This is a genomic window from Caballeronia sordidicola, assembly GCF_001544455.2.
GTDB lineage: Bacteria > Pseudomonadota > Gammaproteobacteria > Burkholderiales > Burkholderiaceae > Caballeronia > Caballeronia sordidicola.
In genome coordinates this window covers 120,537-143,331 of record NZ_FCOC02000007.1, presented here as the reverse complement: position 1 = coordinate 143,331, position 22,795 = coordinate 120,537, and the positions used below count along the sequence as shown (strand labels likewise).

Sequence of the window (22,795 nt, the reverse complement as noted above, 5' to 3'; positions counted from 1 at the left end):
CACACGCTCAAAGTTGCGAATCGACGGGCAGCAACATGAACAAACCCGTCAGCAGATTCCGGTACAGCCCGGCTTGCGGATCGAAGTTATACGTGCGCACCTGGCCATTTTCTTCGGTGGTCCAGATAAGCGGTGACATTGGCGAGCCGGTGTTCCTCAAGCCTGCCAGTACTGCGGGGGATGCGAGCTCCACACGATACGCCGTTGCCGGCGCAATGCCGCGATCGAACAATTCGGCGGCCGCGCCGGCAATCTGTTTGTTGTACACGATCAGCACGAGTTCCGTGTTGAGGGACGCCGAGCGCGGATCGAGGTTCATGGAACCGATTACAAGGATACTGCGATCGATCACGTATGCCTTGGCATGAAGGCTCGCGCGCGATTGCGATCCGAACAGGCCCGCGCGCGGCTGCCCGGCGCCTTCGGCAATCACGGGCTTCAACTCGTACAGATCGACGCCGGCCTTGAGCATCGGCACGCGATACGGCGCATAACCTGCCTGGACGGCGACGGCGTCCGTTGCAGCCAGCGAATTGGTCAGGATTTCGACCTTCACGCCTTTTCCGGTGATTGCGGCGAGGGCTTTCACGCCCTCGTCATGCGGCACGAAATAGGGCGAGACGATCAGGACGCCGCTCCGCGCCTCGTTCGAGAGTTCGATGAGGCGGTCCAGCGGCGGGCTCTTGTAGTCCGGATCGGGATGCTCGATCTTGATCGGCGAATCGGCCTTGAATTCCGTGCGCGCCCACGTGAGGCCAAGGCTTTCCTGCGTAATCTGCTGGGAAAGCGGCGTGGCGTTGAGCGGCTTTGCGTTCAGCGGATCGGCCTGGTCCTTCCAGTGCTGGCGCAGGTCGGCGCGGGTTTTATCGAGATCGGCGGGATCGAATTTCTGCTTGTTCAGCGCGCGCAGCGGATACGCAATCGAGCTGTTCCAATAGTCGTCAAAGCTCGCCGATATCTCGTGCGTCACCGGCCCTGCAACGAACGCGTCGAGATCGCGAAACTGGATGGTCGGACTCGCGCTGAAATATTCGTCGCCCAGATTGCGGCCGCCGATGATCGCGATCTGGTTGTCGGAGATCATCGCCTTGTTGTGCATGCGGCGCGTGAAGTGATCGACGTTCGTCAGCAGGTTGCGGGTGCGCTCGCCAAAACTTCGGGTGGCGCTGCCGAACGGATTGAAAACGCGGATATCGATGTTGTCGTGCGAATTCAGCGCCGCCATGATCTGGTCGATGTCCTTGAAATTCAGGTCATCGACCAGCATGCGCACTTTTACGCCGCGATCCGCCGCGTAAAGCGCCGCGCCGAGCAGCAGCTTGCCCGTGTTGTCTTCTTCCGCGATGTAGTACTGCATGTCGAGCGTTTTCGTCGCGGCGCGCGCCAGCGCGATGCGCGCCTGCAGCGCCTCGGTGCCGGTCGGCAGCAGGAGGACGCCGGATTCGCCAGGATGCGCGGCCTCCTTGGGCGCGAGCGCGGCGCGCAGGGGTGTCTCGGCGGTGGCTGAGAGCGCGTGCGTGACCGGATGATCGAATGCGGTGGCTGGCGGGCGCGTGGCGCAGGCCGTGAGCACGAGCGCGGTCAGGGCGACTGCGGCGAGCCGGATACCGCGGGACACAGCGCTTGAACCGGTCGCTTTGGAACCGGCCGTATCGGGTTGTTGGCCTTTCAGGGCGGGGATATTCAATGACTGCATGCTGCTGTCCGACACGTCCATTTCTCTTCTTTCCCGAGCGATTTTTATGATCCGATGGCGCTTTGGACGCGCCTTCCTTGTCGTTCTCACGGCAGGATCTCGTTTGAACGCCCGAGGATCACGCGAGCACATTTTATGGGAAATCGGGTACGGACACGCGGAACGGTTCGATTGGAGAAAAAACGACGTGGAAGGCGTTGCTGATCGCTCGGGCGAAAAAAAGCCCGCTTCAACGAAGCGGGCCTAATACCCCTGTTACTGGATGAGTCTCAAGGAGACGGTTTGATCGTATCCGCGGATTGCTCCGATTCCAACCAACAATGCCTGCTTAACTTATTCGGCCTCATGGGGCTCATGCCGTATGGCGCGACGTTTCCCCGGTTTCTCCAGTGGCCGGCAACGTGCCGCCGGCGATAAGCCGCCGGCTCATCCGGTCGAAGCGGAAGGTCATCAGCGCGGCCACGCTCGCGAGTCCCGCCGCGAGTCCCCACCACAGGCCTTTTGTCCCGCCGCCGAAATGAAACGCCAGCAGGTAGCCCGTAGGGAAACCGATGCCCCAGTAGCCAAACGCGGCGGCGAGCATGGGCACGCGCGTATCTTTCAGCCCGCGCAGCACGCCGGAGGCTACCGTCTGCATGCCATCGACAATCTGGAACACCGCCGCCACGCCGAGCAGCGACGCCGCCAGCGCGACCGTCTGGGCATTCTTCGGGTCATCGAGATGCAGATACAGCCCCACGATCGCGTGCGGCGCCAGCACCAGCACGCAGCCCGACAGCGCCATGAACGCCACGCCGAGCGCCAGCGCGACGAAGCCCGCATGACGCGCGGCCACCGGCACGCCCGCGCCGATCCAGTACCCCACGCGCACGTTCGCCGCCTGCCCGATAGCCAGCGGCACCATGAAGGCCACCGACGCCACGTTCAGCGCGATCTGGTGCGCCGCGAGCGGTGCTTCGCCGAGCGTGCCCACGGTCATGCCGGTGGCAAGAAACAGCATCGATTCAACGCCGTAGGTGATCGCGACCGGCCAGCCGATGCCGAACAGTTCGCCCATCAACGGCAGGCGCGGGCGCGACGCGGCGACAAAATGCTTGTATCGCGCACGCAGATGCAGGAAGGCGACCAGCGTCAGCGCGGTTCCCCAGACGGTGATGGTGGTCGCGACCGCCGAGCCGAGAAAGCCGATCTCCGGCAAGCCGTACGCGCCATGGATCAGGCCATAGTTGAGAAACCCGTTCACGAACACGCCGCCAATCGATACCCACAACAGCCGCTTCGCCGCCCCGATAGCCGGCAGGAACGCGCGCATCATGCCGATCCCGATCAGGCTGCCCGGCGCGCCCCAGCGCAGCACCGCGCAATACTCGCCGACGTTTTTCGCCAGCATCACGGGCTCGTGGAACGCGAGCAGGATCGGCTCCGCGAAGCTCATCAGCAGGAACGCCGGAATGGCGAGCAGCAGCGACAGCACGAAGCCCGTCCAGTAGATGTTCGGCACAAGGTGATCGTTGTTCGCGCCGCGCGCGTGCGAAACGGACACGCTCACCGATGTCAGCACGCCCTGCAGCAGCACGACCACGACAAAAAACAGGTTCGCGCCCAGCCCACCGGCGGCGAGCGAATCGGGTCCGAGCGATCCAAGCAGGATGGTGTCGGTTACGCCCATCGCCATTTGCGAAAGTTGCGAGATGGCGAGCGGCGCGGCGAGCCTGGCGGTATCGGCGGCATGACGGGAGAGGCTTGGCGGCGCGTCGCCGCGATTTATTCTGGTTGGCATGACAGGAAATCAGAAGCTCGCACCGGCGCATGTAGCAAGAAAACGGCGCAAAAACGGTAACGGGCGATGCGCGGGCCGTTTTTGGCCCTGCATCGCCCGCTCGTTCCGGCCGTACTTTGGTGCTCAGGCGCGCATTGCGCTGAACCCGAAGCCGGCGAAAGAGAACGAAAGCCTTGTAGCTTATTGCTTGATCGAGCTCATGTCGATCACGAAGCGGTATTTCACGTCGCTCTTGAGCATCCGGTCATACGCGGTATTGATTTCGTCCATGCGGATCATTTCAATATCCGACGTAATTCCGTGCTTGCCGCAGAAATCGAGCATTTCCTGCGTTTCCTCGATACCGCCAATCAGCGAACCCGCGAGCGAGCGCCGCTTGAAAATCAGGTTGCCGATGGACGGCGACGGATGCGGATGTTCCGGCACGCCGACGAGCGTCATTGCGCCATCGCGCTTGAGCAGCGTGACAAACGCGTCGAGATCGTGGGATGCGGCGACGGTGTTCAGGATGTAGTCGAAGCTGTTGGCGTGCTTGGCCATCTGATCCGCGTCCTTCGAGATCACCACGTCATGCGCGCCCAGGCGCTTTGCATCTTCCACCTTGCTCTGCGACGTGGTGAACAGCACCACATGCGCGCCAAGCGCGGCCGCGATTTTCACGCCCATGTGTCCAAGGCCGCCCAATCCCACGATGCCGACCTTCTGCCCCGGCTGGATGTTCCAGTGGCGCAGCGGTGAATACGTCGTGATGCCGGCGCACAGGAGCGGCGCGACAGCGGCGAGTTCGAGGTTCTCGGGGATATGCAGCGTGAAGGCTTCGTCGACGACGATCTGGGTGGAATACCCGCCGTACGTCACGCCGCCCGTGTGTTTGTCGGGTGCGTTATACGTGCCGACGAACCCGCCCGGACCTTCGCAATATTGTTCGAGGCCTTCCTGGCAACTCGGACAGGTGCGGCAAGAATCGACCATGCAGCCGACGCCCGCCAGTTGCCCGACCTTGAACTTCGAGACTTCCGATCCGACTTCGACGACGCGGCCCACAATCTCATGGCCTGGAACGTTTGGGTACACCGTGCCGGCCCATTCGCTGCGCGCCGTGTGCAGATCCGAGTGGCACACGCCGCAGAACAGGATGTCGATACGCACGTCGTGCGCGGTGAGCTCGCGGCGTTCGAACTCGAAAGGGCTGAGCGGCGTGGTGGCGGAACGTGCGGCGTAAGCGTGGGTCTTGTACATGGAATGTGCTCCAGAGAGGGCAGAAAAGCGTCGGGCGAAATGCTTGGCCCGGACACAAATATTTAACGATTCAAACGGTTCAGTCAGCGGCCCGTTCGAAAGCCGCGAGCCTGTGAACCTTTGCATGTCCTGCGACCGAAATTCGTCGGGATGATGCGGGGCAGGGGCTGTGCCGGTCCTTGAGCGGACGCCACGCGTTGCAACAGAAGGAATGATTGCCGGAATGGAGCGCGCGGCCAGCCGATCTTCGGGTACTGCGCTGGTGTTGCGCGGATATAACGAAATCAGCCGCATGCATTCAATGATGCGGCCTTGATTAATTCTAAATCGACATGGGAAAACGTGCTTGAACGGCGGCCGGGTCACGCCTGGATGCTGCTTGAACGAGCCGTTGCGCAGTGCTGATTATCGCGCCTCCAACCCCGCCTTCCAACCCATGCCCATGTAAAACTTTGCCGCCGTCATGCGCGGGCTGCACCGGGCGCCGCGATCATGCCGGCTTGCGAATTTTGATCGTGGTGTCATCGATAAAAACCGTTTGGCCCGCGCGGATCTTGCGCGTTTTGCGCAACTCGATCTTGCCGTCGACCTTCACCTCGCCAGCGGCTACGCGCATCTTCGCGGAGCCGCCGCTGTCGGCGAGACCCATGATCTTGAGCAGATTGTGCAGTTCGACGTAATCGCCCGTGAGCGTGAATTCTAGGCGTGGCATGGAAGTTCTTCGCAGGTGAGACCCGGGTTGAGACCGGGCGGGGCGCACATCATAAACCAGCGGAAGACCGTAATTCCATTCAGCATTTCAGAACCGGGCACGCCATGTGCGACTGCAGCACTGTCCCGGTAAATCCGGCCGTTGCCTGCTTGACAATATGTCAGCAAATGAAACCTTCGGTAACAGTGACGGATTTCATCGAACCCGGCGGCTGGCATAGGGTCAATCGTATTACGTAGTCAGTTGTGAACAGAACGGGCGGTTGCAATGCGACTACCAGAAAGGTATCCAGGGCGGTCTCAGGACACGATTTACGCCGCCTGCGTTGCCACTGTCCCGGTAACAACAATCGTCAGAGAGGAATTGAATATGTCGCAAGTCAAGAAGATGCTGCTCGGTACTGCTTTTGTCGCTCTTGCAGGTTCCGCGTTCGCGCAGACCGCACAGCCGTCCGCCGCCGATGCTGGTGGCCAGACACCCGCCCAGGTGACGCCCGCGCCGCAAAATCTCACGGCTCCGGCGCCTACGGATCCACTCGTTCAGAAGCGCAATGCGAACGCTCAGGCCAATGCCGAGTACAAGGCATCGAAGAAGGCGTCCAAGCAGGAAATGAAGGCGACCAGCAAGGAAGCCAAGGAGCAATACAAGGAGCAAGTGCGCAACGCCAAGATCAACAAGAAAGCCGACAAGCAAACGGCCAATGACGAACTCAAGTCCGCCGAACCGAATGGCCCGCAGGACACGAACCTGCAGCACTAAGCGCAATGTATCGATGAACGCGGCCAGATTCATTGCGCCGCGTTTATAAAAAATAGAAGGAGAACATGATGACGCGGACCACACATCGTTTATTGGCTACCTTGCTTGCTGGCGCGTTTGCGACCGCTGCGACCGCATCGATAGCGCAAACCACCACCGAGCCCACGCACGCCGAAAAGAAGGCAGCAAAGAAGCAGGCTGACGCCGACAAGGATGCGAATGTCGCGCAAGCCAAGGCCGACAAGAAGAAGACCGAATCGCAATCCGAGGCGAACGAAGCCGCGGCTGATGCGAAGCTGAAGAGCGCAAAGAAAGCGGATTGATCTTTGCCCGGATGTTTTAGGCATTGGCATGGCCCGTCGAGCGCAAGCTCGGCGGGCCATTGTTTTTAAGGGCCAAAAGCGTTCCACAATCAAGCGCTTGCGTGAGCAGGTTGTATGGATATACAGTGTGCGTCACCCGTTTTTGTGATGACGCGCCGTGCTTTCGCCCATTCCCGTCCCTGCTGTCGAACCATCGCCGAAAGTAGAATCCGCCGTTCCGGATACGGCGCTTTATCTCGCCAAGCTCAACGAGGCCCAGCGCGAAGCCGTGGAATACGGAACCGATGTCAAGAATCCGGCTGGCGCGTTGCTCGTGATCGCGGGTGCGGGATCGGGCAAGACGAACACGCTTGCGCATCGTGTGGCGCACTTGCTGGTAAAGGGCGCCGATCCGCGCCGAATCCTGCTGCTGACTTTTTCGCGGCGCGCGGCCAGCGAAATGACGCGCCGGGTGACGCGCATTGCCACACATGCGCTTGGAAATCGCAGCGGGTTGGCACAGGGGCTCACTTGGTCGGGCACGTTTCACAGCGTGGGCGCGCGTTTGTTGCGCGACTACGCGGATCTGGTCGGACTGTCGCCGTCATTCACCATCAACGACCGTGAGGATTCCGCCGATCTGATGAACCTCGTGCGGCACGAACTGGGTTTATCGGCGAAGGAAAAGCGCTTTCCGGCCAAGTCCACGTGCTTTGCCATCTACTCGCGCGTGGTCAATACGGGTGCGCCGCTGGCGACCGTGCTCGACCAGGCGTTTCCGTGGTGCCGCGAATGGGAAGACGACCTGCGGCGTCTCTTCGCCGCCTACGTCCACGCGAAGCAGCAGCAAAGCGTGCTCGACTATGACGACCTGCTGCTCTACTGGTCGCATCTGGCGGCGGAGCCATCGGTGGCGGCTGATTTGTCGAGCCGTTTCGACTATGTGCTTGTCGATGAATACCAGGACACCAACAAGCTCCAGGCGTCCATCCTGCTTTCAATGAAACCCGATGGCCGCGGCCTGACCGTTGTCGGCGACGATGCGCAGTCCATCTACTCGTTTCGCGGCGCGACGGTGCGCAACATCCTCGATTTTCCGAATCACTTCGATCCGCCCGCCAAATGCGTGACGCTCGAGCGTAACTACCGCTCCACGCAGCCGATCCTGGCGGCATCGAATGCGGTGATCGGGCTCGCCACCGAGCGATACACAAAAAACCTCTGGACGGACAAGGCGTCGGCGCAACGGCCGCGCCTTGTTTCCGTCGCCGACGAAGCCGATCAGGCGCGCTATGTGGTCGAGCAGGTGCTCGAAGCGCGGGAAGGCGGCATGACGCTCAAGCAGCAAGCCGTGCTGTTCCGTGCCGCCCATCACAGCGCGGCGCTCGAAATCGAGCTCACGCGGCGCAACATTCCGTTCGTGAAGTTCGGCGGGTTGAAGTTCCTCGATTCCGTCCATGTAAAAGATATGTTGGCCGTATTGCGCTGGGCCGAGAACCCGCGGGACCGCGTTGCGGGATTTCGCGTGGTGCAGTTGCTGCCGGGTATCGGACCGGCCATCGCTGGACGCGTACTGGATCAGGTGGCGGAGCGCGGCGATACGTCAGCCGCGTTGGCGGCATTCGCGCCGCCACCACGCGCGAGTGAGGACTGGCCGGTCTTCGCCGGGTTGATGGCGAAGGTCTGCGCGCGGGAAAGCGGCTGGCCGGCAGAATTCGAGATGATCCGGCGCTGGTACGAACCGCATCTGGAACGCAATCACGAAGACGCGGCAATCCGCCATGGCGACGTGCTGCAGATGGAAAGCATTGCATCGACGTATCCCACGCGCGAGCGTTTCCTCACGGAACTCACACTCGATCCGCCCGATGCCACGAGCGACGAATCGGGTGTGCCGCTTATCGATGAAGACTATCTGATTCTCTCCACCATCCATTCCGCGAAGGGTCAGGAATGGAAGAACGTGTTTGTGCTCAACGGCGTGGACGGCTGCATTCCGTCGGACATGGGCACGGGCAGCGACGAGGAGATCGATGAAGAACGGCGGCTGTTATACGTCGCCATGACGCGGGCAAAAGAGGATCTGCACATTGTTACGCCGCAGCGGTTCTACGTGCACAACCAGACCGCCATGGGCGACCGTCACGTGTGGGCGGCGCGTACGCGTTTCATTCCCGCGCATCTGATGCCGCAATTCGAAGCGCGCGCGTGGCCGCACGTGCCGGAGCCTGCTGCGCCGACCGCCGCGGGATTGGCGGCAGCGGCGAAGGCGAAGCTGGACATTGCCGCGCGGCTGAAGAAGATGTGGGAATAGAAGGAAGCCGGCACCGCGCGGCTTAGTGCTCTGCCCGCGATGGCTTCGGCGCCTTGCGTTCCGGCGTGAAGATGGCGCGAAGCCAGTTGCCAAAGCGTGTAAAGCCGTCATACGGCTCTTCAACGAAGATCTCCGGCTTGAGCGATCGCAATTGCTCCAATACTTGCTGCGCTTCCTGCTTGGATATCGAACCATGAAACATCCCAAGCCTCAACAAACAGCGTAATTCTCCAAGCTTTTCGCGCGCCGTCGAACCCACGCTGTGCTCGGTTGCAATCCTCGTTTCATACACGCGCTGACGCAATGAATCGGCAAGACGCCACGCGGGCGTCTGCATCTTCTGCTCGAGATCCTGGATATCCGTTGCCGCCGACTTGATCTGCCCGGCGAGCGAATCGATTTGCGCCGGATCGCCTTTTGCCTCCGTCACGATCAAGGTCGCCCACGTGCGCGCGGCCTTCAGCAGATCGTCGGCCGACCAGTCCGAGCGCACCGCGAAGCCGAAACCGTGTTCCGCGGCCTGACGCATCATCATGTCCACTACGTCCGGAAACTCCTTGTCGAGCGCACGCTTGGCCCATGCGTACTGGCCGTTCTGCAACATCCGCTGGACTGCTTGCTCGGTGAGCGGCGTGGGGTTGTCGAGCAGTTTTGCGCGCAAGAAGTCTTCGAACGACGGCGTGACGAATTGCGGATCGAACTTGAGCGACAGGCGGATGAACGTATCGAAATCGCGGCGCAGCGCGGCGAGCGTTTCGTCTTTGAATGAAAGGGTGATCTGACCCATGGTGTGTCCCGGTTCGCGCGTCCCGCGCATCGACTGTTGAACGGGCGCGGAAAGACAGTTGGCGTCGCCATTAGAGCGATGGCCATTCGTCTTTATATCGGCGGCGAGGCGGGAAACTTTAGGGCGCTGGAGGAAACCGTCCAATCGCCGGCGTCACGCTACTTGACCGGGATGGTCGTGCCGGCCGGCATGGGCACGGCGGTCACGCTGTTCTTCGCGCTGCCGGTGGCAATCCGGTCGCTATACGTCAGATAGACCAGGGTATTGCGCTTGGCATCGACGACACGCACCACGTGCAAGGTCTTGAAGATAAACGACATGCGCTCCGAGAACACATCGGCTTTCTGCTTGAGCGGCGCGTCGATTTTGATCGGGCCGACCTGACGGCAGGCTATTGACGCTTCGGATGGATCTTCGGCAATGCCCAGCGTCCCCTTGACGCCACCCGTTCGCGCACGCGAGACATAGCAGGTGACGCCGGCAACGCCCGGGTCGTCGTACGCCTCGACCGTGACGCGGTCCGAACCGGTGAACCGGAAGTTCGTGTTCACGCTGGCGATTTCCTCGGCATGCAAACCAGGCATGACGAAGAGCGCCGCGAGCGACGCAAGTAGGGGGAGAGCGCGTTTCATCGGAATCCTTCGGGGTGGAAAAACAAAAAAGGCGTCGTATTGTAACGACGCCCTCGCTCCATCCGATTGAAATGCGTGCTCAGTGGAAGATCAGATACAGGATCACCAGCACGATCACCGGAACACCGAGCAGCCAACCAAGTAGATAAGGCATGTCTTCCTCCGTTAGATATCTGATTTGATGGATTCAGTATCCGTGAGAGGCCGCTGCGCTGATAGCCGCGCCTGTCCTATATGGTTGTAGGCGGGCTCCTATCGGACGCTCGTGGTGTATTGCGTGACCTGTCTGTAGCGCTCGTTCGGACGCAGGATGACGTCTTCAGCGCTGTCCATGTTGATCTGGTTGGGAAATCCGCCGGCTTCCAGGCACAACGCGCCATGCTTCCTGTAGATCACGCCTTGCTTGCCCGGTTCGCCTTCCAGATGATTGCTCGTGTAAAAGACGAGTCCGCGTTCAGTTGTCGATACAGTCAGTTCGCGCCCGCTTGCCGGATGGTAGACGCTTGCTGCGCGCTGCAATTCGGGCAACTCGGTCACCGCGCCGATTGAACGCAGCACATAACAATGATCGATCCCGCCATTCGCCAGCCTCACCTGCTCGTTATCCTGCGTATCGATTCGCGCTCCGACAGCAGCCGGCTTGCGGAAATCGAACGGGGTATCGGCGAGCTCTTCGAGCGTGGTCGGAATCGTGTTTTCATCGATGGCGAAAAACTGGTCCGCTGCGATTTCGATTTCGTGATCCGCAATGCTCGACGGTACGCCCGACAAGTTGAAATACGCGTGATTCGTGAGGTTGAGCGGCGTGGGCGCGTCGGTGAAGGCGTCGTAGGCGATCGTCAACTCGCCCGCCGCGCTGAACGTGTACGTGACCTGGACCGTGAGCGCACCGGGAAAACCGTTATCGCCATCGGGCGATTCCAGCCTGAGCACGAGCGATTCGTCCGTGTGCTTCGCTTGCCAGAGCCTGTAGCTAAAGCCCGTCGATCCGCCGTGCAGCGAGTTCGGCGGCTGGTTTGCTTCGAGCGGGTACTCGTGCCCGTCGAGTGAAAAGCGCGCGCCTGCAATGCGGTTCGCCCAGCGTCCAACGGTTGCGCCCATGTGGGCCGGACCTTGGGTGTAGGCGGCGGGTGTGTCGTGGCCGAGGAGGATATCGGCGAGACGGCCGTCACGATCCGGCGCGAACCACGAGACGAGCGCCGCGCCCAGATTCGTGACCGAGACCCGCAAGCCGTTGTCGTGGCTGAGTGTGTGGAGCTCGACGGACGTGCCGTCCGGAAGGTCGCCCCAATGGGCGCTCGATATGTTCATTGCGTGGTCTCCGGGTTATGGTTTTTTGCGGATTGGCGAGGCGCTTCGGGCTTGAGCGGCCTGTCACGATACAGCGTGCGCACATAGTCCAGATGCGCGCCCGCAGCGTCGCGGGCGCGTTGCGAATCGCGGGCGATGATGGCGTCGAAAATGGCCTGATGTTGCGCGAGCAGATCCGCTTCGACCTGATCGTCGTAATCGACCAGCCGATGCGAGGTCAGCATGGATTCACGCACCAGTTCGTGCAGCCCGTGCATGACGTGGGCGAGCGCGAGGTTGTGGGTGGCGTCGGCGATTGCCAGATGGAACGCGGCGTCGTGCTCGGCAATGCGCGTGCGCTTTGGCTCGATGGCCGCCGTTTTCAGCGCCTGGAATGCTGCGGCGATGCGAGCAAGATCGGTATCGGTGGCGCGTTCGGCCGCGTAGGCTGTGGCGAGCGATTCAAGTCCGTGGCGCAGTTCGAGCACGTCGGCGCTGGCTCGTGGGTGTTGGCTCAGCAGCGCGGCGAGCGGGGCGGACACGAGGGGCGCGGTGACGTCCGAGACTTCGAAACCGCCGCGGGCAACGGCGCGGATGAAACCATCCGATTCCAGCCGGATCAACGCTTCTCGCAACGATGGCCGCGAGACGTTGAGTTGTTCCGCAAGGTCGCGTTCGGCGGGCAGGCGCTGACCCGGAAGCAGCGCGCCGCTTGTGATCAGGGCGCGGACCTGGTCGGCCACTACATCGGCGATTCGCACGCGGGTGTAGGACTGGACAGGTTGGAAAGGGAGGGGCGTTCGCACTTGGAGTTTCGTTTGGGCAGTTGTTCGGGGCGGTCGGGGTTGATGCAGGGTTGCTGCTATTTGCGCCTGCGCGCGGTCTGCTTTAGCTGATTTTTTTAGCACTGTTAGCCACTGTCCGTGGCGGGACTTCATTTCTTTTTCCAACGGCGAAAAAGAAACGAAGCAAAGAAAACGCCTTCCAACCGCTAATTCTTAAAGAGACCAAGCGTGCACGCAGATCTGCTTGGGACTTCAAAAGAACCCTCGACGCCATAACCGCCAACACCTGAAACCCTCCCCCTCCGAATCCCTACATCCACACGCTTCGCCACCTGTGTTCTCGGGCAAGTCCACAAAGTTCTGGAACTTGCACGGCCAACCTCTTCGTTTGTGCGTGAGCGGGCACAAACCAGGTTTCCGTATTAACGTCTACCCACACTGGTGGCGAAGCGTGTGGGTATTCGTTGACGGAGGGGGAGGGTTTCAACTGTTGGGCGGTATGCGCCGAGCGTGCTTTTGGGGTACCAAGCAGTTCAAAACTGCACGCTCGGGCTCCTTAAGAATTAGCGGTTGAAAGGCGTTTTCTTTGCTTCGTTTCTTTTTCGCCGTTGGAAAAAGAAATGAAGTCCCGCCACGGATAGTGGCCAACAGTGCTAAAAATAACAACAAACACTGAACGCGCGAACACCTGAAAAGCAGCAACCCACCGTCAACCTGGACCCCCCAGGACCCCTAGTTTGACATGAAACACCACAAACTTTAAAGTCTTGGTCAGACCAAGCTGACCAGCAAACAAAAATACCAAAGCGCCAGCAACCCAAAATCCCCAAGCGCCAGCGTAAAAACAACATGAAAGTTGCCCTGTTCGTCCCCTGTTTCATCGACGCGTTCTATCCCGAAGTCGGCGTCGCGACGCTCGAACTGCTCGAACGTCTGGGCGTGGAAGTCGACTATCCTGAAGAACAGACGTGCTGCGGCCAGCCGATGGCAAACAGCGGCGCCCAGAAAGAAGCCGCCGGCGCCGAACGCGTGTTCGCCCGCAATTTCGCGGACTACGACTACGTGGTCGGACCATCGGCGAGTTGCATTCATCATGTGCGCGAACATCTGACGGCAATCGAACAAACGGCTTCGGTGCGCAAGGTCCGAACCAGCGCCTACGAACTCGTCGAGTTCCTCCACGATGTCCTCGAAGTCCGCGAATTCCCGTGGGCCGAATTTCCGCATCGGGTCGGGTTGCACAATAGCTGCAGCGCAATCCGGCATTTGAAGGAGGTGTCGGCATCTGAGATTGGCGGCGTGCCGTTCTCAAAGCCGCGGGCGCTGCTCGAAGGCGTGAAGGGCATCGAATTCGTCACACCGGCCCGGCCCGACGAATGCTGCGGTTTTGGCGGCACGTTCTCGGTCACGGAAGAAGCGGTATCGGTGAGAATGGGGCAGGACAAAGTCCGCGATCACGTGGGCGCGGGCGCGCAGTACATCGTGTCCGGCGACATGTCGTGCCTCATGCACCAGCAAGGTTGCGCCGAACGAATGAAAGCCGATGCGCGGTTTATCCACATCGCCCAGGTCCTGAACGGAGCACGCGCATGAGCGACGTCGTGAAGGGAAAGAGCAAACGGCTCGATCACGCGAAGGCGGCGGGCGCGTTCATAGCGAAGACGGATCACCTCGCTTTCCACGACAAACGTCTCTGGGATCTGCGCAGCAAACGCGATGCGCAAGCGCACGGCATGCCGGAGTGGGAAACGCTGCGGGAACTGGCATCGGGGATCAAGGAGCACACGCTTTCTCATCTTTCGGATTATCTCGAACAGTTCATCAGCCAGGCCGAATCGCACGGCGTGACCGTGCATTACGCGGCCACCGCCGAAGAACACAACGAGATCGTCTACAAGCTGATGTCCGAGCGCGGCATGACCACGCTCGTCAAGAGCAAATCCATGCTTACCGATGAATGCAAGATGCGCGAATACATTGAGCCGCGCGGCATCACGGTGATGGAAACGGATCTGGGCGAACGCATCCAGCAACTGGACAATCAGGACCCGAGCCACATGGTCGTGCCGGCCGTGCACAAGTTGCGCGCCGATGTCGCCGAACTGTTTGGCCGCACGATCGGCACGGATCCGCAGAACAGCGACATCCACTATCTTGCGGAAAGCCAGCGCATGAACACGCGGCCGTATTTCGTGCGCGAGAAAACGGCGGGCATGACAGGCTGCAACTTCGCGGTCGCGGAGACAGGCACGGTCGTGGTGTGCACGAACGAGGGCAACGCGGATTTGTCTGCGAATGTGCCGCCGCTGCATATTGCATCGATAGGTATTGAAAAACTGATCCCGAAGATATCGGATCTGGGCGTGTTCGTGCGCATGTTGTCGCGCAGCGCGCTCGGCTCGCCCATCACGCAATACACGTCGCATTTTCGCGCGCCGCGTCCGGGTTCGGAAATGCACTACATCCTCGTGGATCACGGCCGTTCCGAGCGTCTCGCCATGGAAGATTTCTGGTACTCGCTCAAATGCATCCGCTGCGGCGCGTGCATGAATACGTGCCCGGTTTATCGGCGTAGTGGCGGCTTGTCATATGGCTTCACGTACTCGGGGCCGATTGGCGCGATCATCAATCCTACTTACGACATGAAGCGCTTCAGCAGTTTGCCGTTTGCATCGACGCTTAACGGCAGTTGCACGAACGTCTGCCCGACGAAGGTGAACATCCACGAGCAGATTTACAAATGGCGCGAGGTGATCGCGGCGAATCACGAAGTGCCGTTCGTGAAGGCCGAAGTGCTGAAGATGGCCGGACGCCTGCTTGCCAGTCCGACGCTGTATCGCGGCACGGTGGCGTCGCTTGGCGGTGCGCTCAAGCGCTTGCCGAACTTCGTGCTGTACAACCCGCTGAACATCTGGGGCCGTCAACGCGACTTGCCCGAATCGCCGGCTGAAACCTTTCACGAGTGGTACAAGAAAAATCGCAAGGCGACGCAAAAATGACGACAACGCGTGAAGCTTTTCTGGCCAGGATCCGCGCGGCGCAACCGGCGGGACGTCCACGCCCGGAAGTGCCCCTCTTCGACACACCTCCCGGCGAGCGTCTCGAACGTTTTCGAACGGCGCTGGCCGCGATGGGTGGAACCGTGGTCGAAGGTGAGTCGCTTGAAACGGTGCGTGCGCTTCTGGCCGAACGTTTCGGAGCGGATGCGGTTGTGGCGTCGGCGGTTGCGGGTATCGATGGGAACCGCGCGCTCGACGCCGGGATGTCGCCGGCTTTGCTTCAGGACGTCGATGCGGGCGTCGTGCGCGCGCGTTTTGGCGTGGCGGAAACCGGCTCGGTGTGGTTCAGCGAGGACGAATACATCGTCAATTCGATTGGCTATCTCGTGCAGCATCTCGTGGTGCTGCTCGACCCTGCGCGGATTGTGGATGGCCTGCAGGATGTGTACAGGCAAGATGACTTCAAGAGCGCACGATACGCCGTGCTTGTAACCGGGCCTTCAGCGACGGCGGACATTGAAGGCGTGCTGATTCGCGGCGCGCAAGGCGTTCGGTCGTTGACTGTGGTCTTGCTCGCGGGCTGACCTGACGCGTATCCAGATGCACAAAACCCGTTCCCGCGAGCATTCACTGGAACGGGTTTTTGCCATAAACGACTACTGCGAGCCGAGCTTCTTGATCAGCACGTCGAGTTGCGCCATCTCGTCTTCGGTGAGGTCGGTCAGCGGCGCGCGCACCGGACCGGCGCTGCGCCCGATCAGCTTCGCGCCCGCCTTGACGATACTCACCGCGTACCCCGCGCGCCGGTTGCGAATTGCCAGATACGGCATGAAGAACTCGTCGAGCAGACGGCCGGTCGTTGCATGATCCTGCGCCGTGACCGCGCGATAAAACTCCATCGCCGTTTTCGGAATGAAGTTGAATACCGCCGATGAATACACCGGCACGCCGAGCGCCTTGTACGCCTCGGCATAAACCTCGGCGGTCGGCAAGCCGCCGAGATACGAAAAGCGGTCGCCTAGACGGCGGCGGATCGTCACCATGTTTTCAATCTCGCCCACGCCGTCCTTGAAGCCGATCAGGTTCGGGCAACTGTCGGCAAGACGTTCCAGCATGTCCGCATTGAGCCGGGAATTCGCGCGGTTATACACGATCACACCGATATTCTTCACCGCCTTGCACACCTGTTCCACGTGCGCCGCAATCCCTTCTTGGCTTGCTTCCGTGAGGTAATGCGGCATCAGCAGGATACCGTTCGCGCCCAGGCGCTCGGCCTCCTGCGCATAAGCGATGGCAATGCGCGTCGGACCGCCGGCGCCGGCGAGAATGGGCACCTTGCCCTTGCAGGTTTCCGTAGCCGTGCGGATCACGTTCGAATAGTCGCTTTGCGTCAGCGAGAAGAATTCGCCCGTGCCGCCCGCGGCGAACAATGCCGTCGCGCCATAGGGCGCCAGCCATTCGAGACGTTCGGCATAGGTATCGGCGCGGAAGTCGCCCTGTTCATCGAAGTCGGTCAACGGGAAAGACAGCAGGCCTTCGGAAACGATTTTCTTGAGTTCTTGAGGTGTTGTCATGTTCGATCGTGAATTGAAATTTGAAGCGGCTCAATGCCCAAAACGTCGTGATACGTTGTCTGATGACATTCTATGTTTGACCGGATTCTCGACAGAATGAGTATTAACCCGAAATCGTCTCGTGCAGGTCAATGTGTCTATGCTCGAAAGAAGTCACACACTGCCGCTTGATACGGGTAGTATCCATCAAAGTATGACGTCAGACAAGATGAGTTTGCCTGTTTTCATGGAAAAGCTGGGCGAGGCAGGGCAAGAAGCAAAGAACGCAGAAACGCTTCAGCCGTTTACATCAGTGGCCTGATTGGCGCGGCGCAGACGCTCGCGGCTATTCGACAAATGCATGCGCATGGCGGCGCGGGCGCTTTCGGCGTCGTGCCGGATGATGGCTTCAAGGATGCTTTCGTGTTCGAGATTCACCAGCGACATATATGCCTTCGGATCCGCCTTGGCGATACCGGCTGAGTCGATGCGGTTTCGCGGGATCAGCGCCGTTCCCATTTGCGTCAGGATATCGACGAAATAGCGGTTGCCCGTCGCCCGGGCGAGCGCGATGTGGAACTGGAGATCGGCCGCGACGCTGTCGCTGCCGTTGCGGCTGGTGGCTTCGATTGCGTCGAGCGCGGCGCGCATGCGCACGATATCTTCGGGCTGTGCGCGTTGCGCGGCCAGACCGGCGCATTCCGTTTCGAGGCTGATGCGCAATTCGAGGACGGAGAGAACATCGCGCAGCGTGGTGGCCGGCACCATGTCGATGCCGAGCTTCTCACGTCGCGGTTCCAGCACGAAGCTGCCGATGCCGTGCCGCGTTTCGATGACCTCGTTCGCCTGCAACCGCGAAATACCTTCGCGCACGACAGTGCGGCTCACGCCAAGCGTGGCCATGAGCTTCGCTTCGGTCGGCAGCTTGTCGCCGGGTTTCAGGGCGGCGGACTCGATCTGTTCGATTACGTAGTCGAACACGCTCTCCGCCAGATTGCGGGCACGCCGGGGTGTCGCGACGGATGCGAGGGGTTCGGCCATCGGAAACGCTCCTTGGGTCAGTCGACGGGTAATGATCGAGATTATACCGTTGTCTGACGACCATTAATATTCAATGGTGTCCTGATCGATGATCGTCCCTTGAAGCACCAAGTATCAGAACGATGTATTCCCCAAACCAAACGCAAAAAGCCCAATCTTTCGATTGGGCTTTTTGTCTGGAACCTTTTTGGCTCCCCGACCTGGGCTCGAACCAGGGACCTACGGATTAACAGTCCGGCGCTCTACCAACTGAGCTATCGGGGAACATCTGCAGCAGAGAAACGAAATTATATGGAGGGGAATCTAGCCTGTCAACACCCCGCATTCATCTCGATTTAAAAATTTCCAGTGCGCGATGGATGCTTGCCGCGCCGCGAAAAGACGCGGCAAAACGGATCAGCGTTCGAGCAGTTCGAGCTTCTCTTTGACGTCCTTGAATTCATCAGCCTCGGGCAATGGCGCCTTTGTCTTGGTGATGCTCGGCCAGGAGCGCGAGAGCTCTGCGTTCAACTCGATGAAGTGCTGCTGGTCACCCGGCACATCTTCTTCAGCATAGATTGCGTTGACCGGGCATTCAGCCACGCATACGGCGCAGTCGATGCACTCGTCCGGATCGATCGAGAGGAAATTGGGACCTTCGCGGAAGCAGTCCACCGGGCACACGTCCACGCAATCGGTGTAACGGCACTTGATGCAGCTTTCGGTCACAACGTGAGTCATTCAGGCTCCTGCATGCGAAATTCGTGGGGGCGGCGGGGCAACCCGGACGTTGGGCTCGGTCTTGAACCAACAGTCTCTTTCCTGGCTGGGCAGCCGGGGGGGAAGTGTGTATTGCAGCACACTGCAGCACATTGCGCGCGCCAAAACCAATATTGTAGCGTACCGGTAAATATGAGCGCGACCCCGTTCCTGCAGGCTTTATATCCTTTAGTGATTTGTTTATGGGCCCATGCAGGTCCGGCTCGTGGCCTCCCGCGGGCTTCGGCGCACGGCGCTCACGCCTGGCACTTCGGGTAACATGCATTCGAGGCCGCCGGGGCAAACCAGCCAGTGCATAGAAAATGCGCCGCGGCGGGCCGGGTTTGTTTGCGGTTTCATCCGCGGGTTTTTGCCTGGCGGTTCTATCTGTTGTACTAGCCGTTCGTCTGGAACCATGATCATCCATTCGCTGCTCGATACCGACCTCTACAAGTTCACCATGATGCAGGTGGTCCTGCATCATTTCCCGGCAGCACACGCGGAATACAAATTTCGATGCCGTACGCAGGGCGTCGATCTCGTTCCGTACATCGATGAAATTCGTGAGGAAGTGCGTGGGCTTTGCGAACTGCGCTTCGCCGAGGAAGAGCTCGAATACCTTCGGCGGATGCGCTTTATCAAGAGCGATTTCATCGACTTCCTGGCGCTCTTTCACCTCAACGAAAAGTCGGTGACCATCAAGCCGTCGGAGAAGAACAATGGCGAGATCGACATTGATATTGTTGGTCCGTGGCTGCACACCATCCTGTTCGAAATCCCCGTTCTGGCGATTGTCAACGAAGTCTATTTCCGCAATACCCAGCGCGATCCGACATTCGAAACCGGCCGCGACCGTCTGCGCGACAAGATCCAGTTGCTCGGCGGACGTCCTGAGGTCTCCGACTGCAAGATCGCCGACTACGGCACCCGCCGCCGGTTCTCCGGCAAGTGGCATGAAGAGGTCATCCTGAAATTGAAGGAAGGCCTGGGCGAGCAGTTCACCGGCACGAGCAACGTCTATTACGCAATGAAGCATGGCCTTCGGCCGCTCGGCACGATGGCGCACGAATACTTGCAGGCTTGCCAGGCGCTTGGTCCGCGCCTGCGCGATTCGCAAGTGTTCGGCTTCGAGATGTGGGCAAAAGAATATAGAGGTGACCTGGGCATTGCGCTCTCCGACGTCTACGGCATGAAGGCGTTTCTCAACGACTTCGACATGTACTTCTGCAAGCTTTTCGACGGCGCGCGTCACGACTCCGGCGATCCGTTCGACTGGGGCGAGCGCCTGATCCGTCACTACGAGCAAAATCGCTGCGACCCGCGGACCAAGGTGCTGGTCTTCTCGGACGCACTCGATATTCCCAAAGTGCTGCGCCTCTACGAGCGCTTTCGCGGCCGTTGCCAGCTTGCCTTCGGCGTGGGCACGAATCTCACCAACGACCTTGGCTATCAGCCGCTGCAGATCGTCATCAAGATGGTTCGCTGCAACGGCCAGCCGGTCGCCAAACTCTCTGATTCTCCCGGCAAGAACATGTGCGAAGACCAGGCTTATCTCGCCTATCTGCGCCAGGTCTTCGATATCGCCAAGCCTGTGGGAGAACTGTAGCGCCTGGCGCGCAAGTTCGGCGCAATCCGGTCGAGCGTTAGCCGCTCGGTCTAGGGTTGCGTGGATGGCCCGCTCGTTATAATCAAGTCCTTGATCGACGCACAGGCCAACGAGGACCCATCACATGAAGTCATCGGCCGCATGCCGGAATTCAAGCAGGCAAAGCGGCCGGAACATGCGTTGGTTGCTGCAGGTTCTCGCGCTGGCTGCGCTGCCGCTCAATGCATCCGCGGCAACGCTTGATGGCGCTTCGCTTTCGCCATTTTGGGCAATGCCGTTCGCGGGCATCCTGCTTTGCATCGCCATTGCGCCGTTGGTCGTGCCACATGTCTGGCACAGCCATTTCGGCAAGATATCGGCAGCGTGGGGACTCGCGTTTCTCGTGCCATTCGCGATCGGCTTCGGCGCGCAGGCCGCCTTTGCCACGTTCGTCCACGCCATGCTGGAAGAATATGTTCCGTTCATCATCTTGCTAACGGCACTCTTCACCGTTGCCGGAGGAATTTGCCTGAACGGCGATCTGCGCGGTTCCCCTCGAGTGAACACCACGCTGCTTGCGCTCGGAACCCTGCTCGCCAGCATCATGGGAACGACCGGCGCCGCCATGCTGCTGATACGACCGCTCTTGCGCGCGAACGAAAAGCGCAAGAACCGCGCGCATCGAGTGGTGTTCTTCATTTTTCTGGTGGCCAACGCGGGTGGTTCGCTTTCGCCGCTCGGTGATCCGCCGTTGTTCCTCGGCTTCCTGAACGGCGTCAGTTTTTTCTGGACCACCGTGCATCTCGTCAAGCCGACGCTGTTTATATGCGCCATCTTGCTGGCACTGTTCTACGCGCTCGACCGCTATCACTACGCGAGGGAAGACGTGCCGCCTAAGACTACCGTGATGATGCCGCTGAGCATTGACGGCAAGGTCAATTTTGTCTTGCTCGCGGCAGTTGTCGTGCTGGTGCTGAGCAGCGGCGTGTGGAAACCGGGCATCGAATTCGATATTTTCGGCACGCACATCGCGCTGCAGAATCTCGTGCGCGACGTGCTGCTTGTTGCAGTGACGCTTCTGTCGCTCAAGCTCACGCCGAAGAGCGCCCGCACGGGAAACGCGTTCAACTGGGCGCCCATCGAGGAGGTCGCGAAGCTCTTCGCCGCCATCTTCATCACCATTGCGCCAGTGATCATGATTTTGCGCGCCGGGGAGAACGGAGCGTTCGCGGGCATCGTGCACCTGGTCACCGACTCGAGCGGCAAGCCTATCGACATTGCGTACTTCTGGGCGACGGGGTTGCTCTCGTCGTTTCTCGACAACGCGCCGACATATCTTGTGTTCTTCAATCTCGCTGGCGGCGACGCGCAAACGCTCATGACGACCGGCGCTACAACGCTTGCCGCAATCTCCGCGGGCGCGGTGTTCATGGGCGCGAACAGCTATATAGGCAACGCGCCCAATTTCATGGTCAAGGCGATCGCCGAATCCCGCGGCGTTGTAATGCCCGGTTTCTTCGGATATATGGGCTGGTCGGCGATCGTCTTGCTACCCTTGTTCCTGCTCACCGGATGGTTGTTCTTTTGAGGAGAAGTCGATGAAGAAAGTGCTGGTTGCCCGCCCCATCTTCCCGGACGTGATCGAACGTCTGCGACAGTATTTCGAAGTCGACGCCAATCCCGGCGCGCCGCTTCCCGCCGACGAATTCGCGCGCCGCATGGCCGACCGCGACGGCGCCTTGCTGGCGGGAGACCCCGTGACGGCGAAGGTTCTGGAAGGCGCGCCAAATTTGAAGGTTGTGTCGAACATGGCCGTGGGATACAACAACTTCGACATGCAGGCGCTCAACGCCCACGGTGTGCTCGGCACGAACACGCCCGACGTCCTGAACGAAAGCACCGCGGACTTTGGCTGGGCGCTGATGATGGCGGCCGCGCGACGCATCACGGAGTCCGAGCATTTCCTGCGCGCGGGCAAATGGGGCACGTGGTCGTACGACGCGTTTCTCGGCGCGGATATTTACGGCTCAACGCTTGGGGTGATCGGCATGGGCCGCATTGGTCAAGCGCTGGCCCGGCGTGCGCGCGGGTTCAACATGCGCGTGATTTATCACAACCGTTCTCGCGTTGCGCCGGCTATTGAGGCGGAGTTGAATGCGGAGTATGCATCGAAGGCCGATTTGCTCAAGCAGGCCGATCACGTGGTGCTGGTGTTGCCGTACACCGCCGAGAACCATCACACCATCGGCGCGGCTGAACTGGCGAGCATGAAATCCACGGCAACACTGACCAATATCGCGCGCGGAGGAATTGTCGACGACACCGCGCTGATCCAGGCCCTGCGCAACAAGACCATCGCCGCAGCGGGGCTCGATGTCTTTGAAGGCGAGCCCAATTTCAATCGCGATTTCCTGGGTTTGTCGAATGTCGTGCTGACGCCGCATATTGCGAGCGCGACCGAATCCACACGCCGCGCCATGGCGAATCTCGCGGCCGACAACCTGATCGCCGCTTTGGGTGAAGGGCCGCGCGCCGGCAATCCGCCGAACCCGATCAATCCGGAAGTCCGGAAGTCCTGAAGAA

Annotated in this window: 20 protein-coding genes and 1 tRNA gene; 9 read left to right on the top strand and 12 right to left on the bottom strand. The window is 60.3% G+C overall.

All coding sequences use genetic code 11. The annotated features are described in order from the left end of the window. Positions 1–7 precede the first annotated feature (7 nt). The 4 genes from AWB64_RS14170 to AWB64_RS14155 form a co-directional block, all read right to left on the bottom strand. Positions 8–1,696, bottom strand: coding sequence for a phospholipase D family protein (locus AWB64_RS14170; protein ID WP_082850491.1), 1,689 nt, complete (start codon positions 1,694–1,696; stop codon positions 8–10). A 352-nt stretch (positions 1,697–2,048) separates the two neighbouring features. Then, positions 2,049–3,476, bottom strand: a complete 1,428-nt coding sequence (locus AWB64_RS14165; protein WP_060856056.1) for an MATE family efflux transporter — start codon at positions 3,474–3,476, stop codon at positions 2,049–2,051. A gap of 180 nt (positions 3,477–3,656) precedes the next feature. Then, complete coding sequence (locus AWB64_RS14160; RefSeq protein ID WP_060856055.1) at positions 3,657–4,715, bottom strand: NAD(P)-dependent alcohol dehydrogenase; 1,059 nt, start codon at positions 4,713–4,715, stop codon at positions 3,657–3,659. Positions 4,716–5,205: 490 nt separating this feature from the next. Continuing rightward, the gene (locus tag AWB64_RS14155) at positions 5,206–5,427 is read right to left on the bottom strand and encodes an RNA-binding S4 domain-containing protein (RefSeq protein WP_060856054.1); all 222 of its coding nucleotides are present in this window, start codon (positions 5,425–5,427) and stop codon (positions 5,206–5,208) included. 369 nt (positions 5,428–5,796) lie between these two features. Between AWB64_RS14155 and AWB64_RS14150 the strand changes: the two genes are divergently transcribed. From AWB64_RS14150 to AWB64_RS14140, 3 genes are all read left to right on the top strand, one after another. After that, a complete protein-coding gene (locus AWB64_RS14150) occupies positions 5,797–6,186 on the top strand; it encodes a hypothetical protein (RefSeq protein WP_060856053.1) in 390 nt (129 codons plus the stop codon). Between the two features lie 65 nt (positions 6,187–6,251). Continuing rightward, positions 6,252–6,509 carry a hypothetical protein gene (locus tag AWB64_RS14145; RefSeq protein ID WP_374728624.1) on the top strand — a complete coding sequence of 86 codons (258 nt, stop codon included), beginning with the start codon at positions 6,252–6,254 and terminating at the stop codon, positions 6,507–6,509. A 169-nt stretch (positions 6,510–6,678) separates the two neighbouring features. Then, a complete protein-coding gene (locus AWB64_RS14140) occupies positions 6,679–8,802 on the top strand; it encodes an ATP-dependent helicase (RefSeq protein ID WP_060856154.1) in 2,124 nt (707 codons plus the stop codon). Positions 8,803–8,824: 22 nt separating this feature from the next. Here AWB64_RS14140 and AWB64_RS14135 read toward each other — a convergent pair whose 3' ends face one another. The 4 genes from AWB64_RS14135 to AWB64_RS14120 form a co-directional block, all read right to left on the bottom strand. Further along, positions 8,825–9,589, bottom strand: coding sequence for a DUF4088 family protein (locus tag AWB64_RS14135; protein ID WP_060856051.1), 765 nt, complete (start codon positions 9,587–9,589; stop codon positions 8,825–8,827). 158 nt (positions 9,590–9,747) lie between these two features. Beyond that, complete coding sequence (locus tag AWB64_RS14130) at positions 9,748–10,221, bottom strand: CreA family protein (protein ID WP_060856050.1); 474 nt, start codon at positions 10,219–10,221, stop codon at positions 9,748–9,750. Between the two features lie 252 nt (positions 10,222–10,473). Beyond that, complete coding sequence (locus AWB64_RS14125) at positions 10,474–11,532, bottom strand: aldose epimerase family protein (protein ID WP_060856049.1); 1,059 nt, start codon at positions 11,530–11,532, stop codon at positions 10,474–10,476. Next, on the bottom strand, positions 11,529–12,317 hold the full coding sequence (locus tag AWB64_RS14120; protein ID WP_060856048.1) for a FadR/GntR family transcriptional regulator: 789 nt from the start codon (positions 12,315–12,317) through the stop codon (positions 11,529–11,531). Before AWB64_RS14120 ends, AWB64_RS14125 begins: the two co-directional genes overlap by 4 nt. A gap of 828 nt (positions 12,318–13,145) precedes the next feature. On the opposite strand from AWB64_RS14120, the gene AWB64_RS14115 reads away from it, so the two are divergent. Genes AWB64_RS14115 through AWB64_RS14105 form a run of 3 tightly spaced genes read left to right on the top strand, consistent with a single transcriptional unit; the run spans position 13,146 to position 15,879 of the window. Further along, on the top strand, positions 13,146–13,889 hold the full coding sequence (locus AWB64_RS14115; RefSeq protein WP_060856047.1) for a (Fe-S)-binding protein: 744 nt from the start codon (positions 13,146–13,148) through the stop codon (positions 13,887–13,889). Then, entirely contained in the window at positions 13,886–15,295 is a 1,410-nt protein-coding gene (locus tag AWB64_RS14110; RefSeq protein ID WP_060856046.1) for a lactate utilization protein B, read from the top strand. Before AWB64_RS14115 ends, AWB64_RS14110 begins: the two co-directional genes overlap by 4 nt. After that, positions 15,292–15,879: a LutC/YkgG family protein gene (locus AWB64_RS14105; RefSeq protein WP_060856045.1), complete on the top strand. Its 588-nt coding sequence runs from the start codon at positions 15,292–15,294 to the stop codon at positions 15,877–15,879. Before AWB64_RS14110 ends, AWB64_RS14105 begins: the two co-directional genes overlap by 4 nt. A 72-nt stretch (positions 15,880–15,951) precedes the next feature. On the opposite strand, the gene kdgD is transcribed toward AWB64_RS14105, so the two are convergent. The 4 genes from kdgD to fdxA all read right to left on the bottom strand — a co-directional run bounded on the left by kdgD (position 15,952) and on the right by fdxA (position 18,609). Further along, a complete protein-coding gene (gene kdgD, locus AWB64_RS14100; RefSeq protein ID WP_060856044.1) occupies positions 15,952–16,869 on the bottom strand; it encodes a 5-dehydro-4-deoxyglucarate dehydratase in 918 nt (305 codons plus the stop codon). Between the two features lie 276 nt (positions 16,870–17,145). Then, complete coding sequence (locus tag AWB64_RS14095; protein ID WP_060856043.1) at positions 17,146–17,889, bottom strand: FadR/GntR family transcriptional regulator; 744 nt, start codon at positions 17,887–17,889, stop codon at positions 17,146–17,148. Between the two features lie 188 nt (positions 17,890–18,077). Then, positions 18,078–18,153: transfer RNA gene (locus AWB64_RS14090), tRNA-Asn, on the bottom strand. A 132-nt stretch (positions 18,154–18,285) separates the two neighbouring features. Next, entirely contained in the window at positions 18,286–18,609 is a 324-nt protein-coding gene (fdxA, locus tag AWB64_RS14085; protein ID WP_060856042.1) for a ferredoxin FdxA, read from the bottom strand. Positions 18,610–19,042: 433 nt separating this feature from the next. On the opposite strand from fdxA, the gene pncB reads away from it, so the two are divergent. The 3 genes from pncB to AWB64_RS14070 all read left to right on the top strand — a co-directional run bounded on the left by pncB (position 19,043) and on the right by AWB64_RS14070 (position 22,791). After that, on the top strand, positions 19,043–20,233 hold the full coding sequence (gene pncB / locus AWB64_RS14080; protein ID WP_060856041.1) for a nicotinate phosphoribosyltransferase: 1,191 nt from the start codon (positions 19,043–19,045) through the stop codon (positions 20,231–20,233). 175 nt (positions 20,234–20,408) lie between these two features. Next, positions 20,409–21,800 carry a sodium:proton antiporter gene (locus AWB64_RS14075; RefSeq protein ID WP_060856153.1) on the top strand — a complete coding sequence of 464 codons (1,392 nt, stop codon included), beginning with the start codon at positions 20,409–20,411 and terminating at the stop codon, positions 21,798–21,800. Positions 21,801–21,810: 10 nt separating this feature from the next. Next, positions 21,811–22,791, top strand: a complete 981-nt coding sequence (locus AWB64_RS14070) for a 2-hydroxyacid dehydrogenase (protein ID WP_060856040.1) — start codon at positions 21,811–21,813, stop codon at positions 22,789–22,791. Positions 22,792–22,795: the final 4 nt, after the last annotated feature.

What these genes read in the sequence shown, in the direction of transcription:
- AWB64_RS14165 (WP_060856056.1), bottom strand. Translation starts at nt 3,476, where the DNA reads ATGCCAACCAGAATAAATCGCGGCGACGCGCCGCCAAGCCTCTCCCGT.
- AWB64_RS14115 (WP_060856047.1), top strand. Translation starts at nt 13,146, where the DNA reads ATGAAAGTTGCCCTGTTCGTCCCCTGTTTCATCGACGCGTTCTATCCC.
- kdgD (WP_060856044.1), bottom strand. Translation starts at nt 16,869, where the DNA reads ATGACAACACCTCAAGAACTCAAGAAAATCGTTTCCGAAGGCCTGCTG.
- AWB64_RS14110 (WP_060856046.1), top strand. Translation starts at nt 13,886, where the DNA reads ATGAGCGACGTCGTGAAGGGAAAGAGCAAACGGCTCGATCACGCGAAG.
- AWB64_RS14145 (WP_374728624.1), top strand. Translation starts at nt 6,252, where the DNA reads ATGATGACGCGGACCACACATCGTTTATTGGCTACCTTGCTTGCTGGC.
- AWB64_RS14125 (WP_060856049.1), bottom strand. Translation starts at nt 11,532, where the DNA reads ATGAACATATCGAGCGCCCATTGGGGCGACCTTCCGGACGGCACGTCC.
- fdxA (WP_060856042.1), bottom strand. Translation starts at nt 18,609, where the DNA reads ATGACTCACGTTGTGACCGAAAGCTGCATCAAGTGCCGTTACACCGAT.
- AWB64_RS14160 (WP_060856055.1), bottom strand. Translation starts at nt 4,715, where the DNA reads ATGTACAAGACCCACGCTTACGCCGCACGTTCCGCCACCACGCCGCTC.
- AWB64_RS14150 (WP_060856053.1), top strand. Translation starts at nt 5,797, where the DNA reads ATGTCGCAAGTCAAGAAGATGCTGCTCGGTACTGCTTTTGTCGCTCTT.
- AWB64_RS14135 (WP_060856051.1), bottom strand. Translation starts at nt 9,589, where the DNA reads ATGGGTCAGATCACCCTTTCATTCAAAGACGAAACGCTCGCCGCGCTG.
- AWB64_RS14070 (WP_060856040.1), top strand. Translation starts at nt 21,811, where the DNA reads ATGAAGAAAGTGCTGGTTGCCCGCCCCATCTTCCCGGACGTGATCGAA.
- pncB (WP_060856041.1), top strand. Translation starts at nt 19,043, where the DNA reads ATGATCATCCATTCGCTGCTCGATACCGACCTCTACAAGTTCACCATG.
- AWB64_RS14170 (WP_082850491.1), bottom strand. Translation starts at nt 1,696, where the DNA reads ATGCAGTCATTGAATATCCCCGCCCTGAAAGGCCAACAACCCGATACG.
- AWB64_RS14155 (WP_060856054.1), bottom strand. Translation starts at nt 5,427, where the DNA reads ATGCCACGCCTAGAATTCACGCTCACGGGCGATTACGTCGAACTGCAC.
- AWB64_RS14095 (WP_060856043.1), bottom strand. Translation starts at nt 17,889, where the DNA reads ATGGCCGAACCCCTCGCATCCGTCGCGACACCCCGGCGTGCCCGCAAT.
- AWB64_RS14075 (WP_060856153.1), top strand. Translation starts at nt 20,409, where the DNA reads ATGCGTTGGTTGCTGCAGGTTCTCGCGCTGGCTGCGCTGCCGCTCAAT.
- AWB64_RS14130 (WP_060856050.1), bottom strand. Translation starts at nt 10,221, where the DNA reads ATGAAACGCGCTCTCCCCCTACTTGCGTCGCTCGCGGCGCTCTTCGTC.
- AWB64_RS14105 (WP_060856045.1), top strand. Translation starts at nt 15,292, where the DNA reads ATGACGACAACGCGTGAAGCTTTTCTGGCCAGGATCCGCGCGGCGCAA.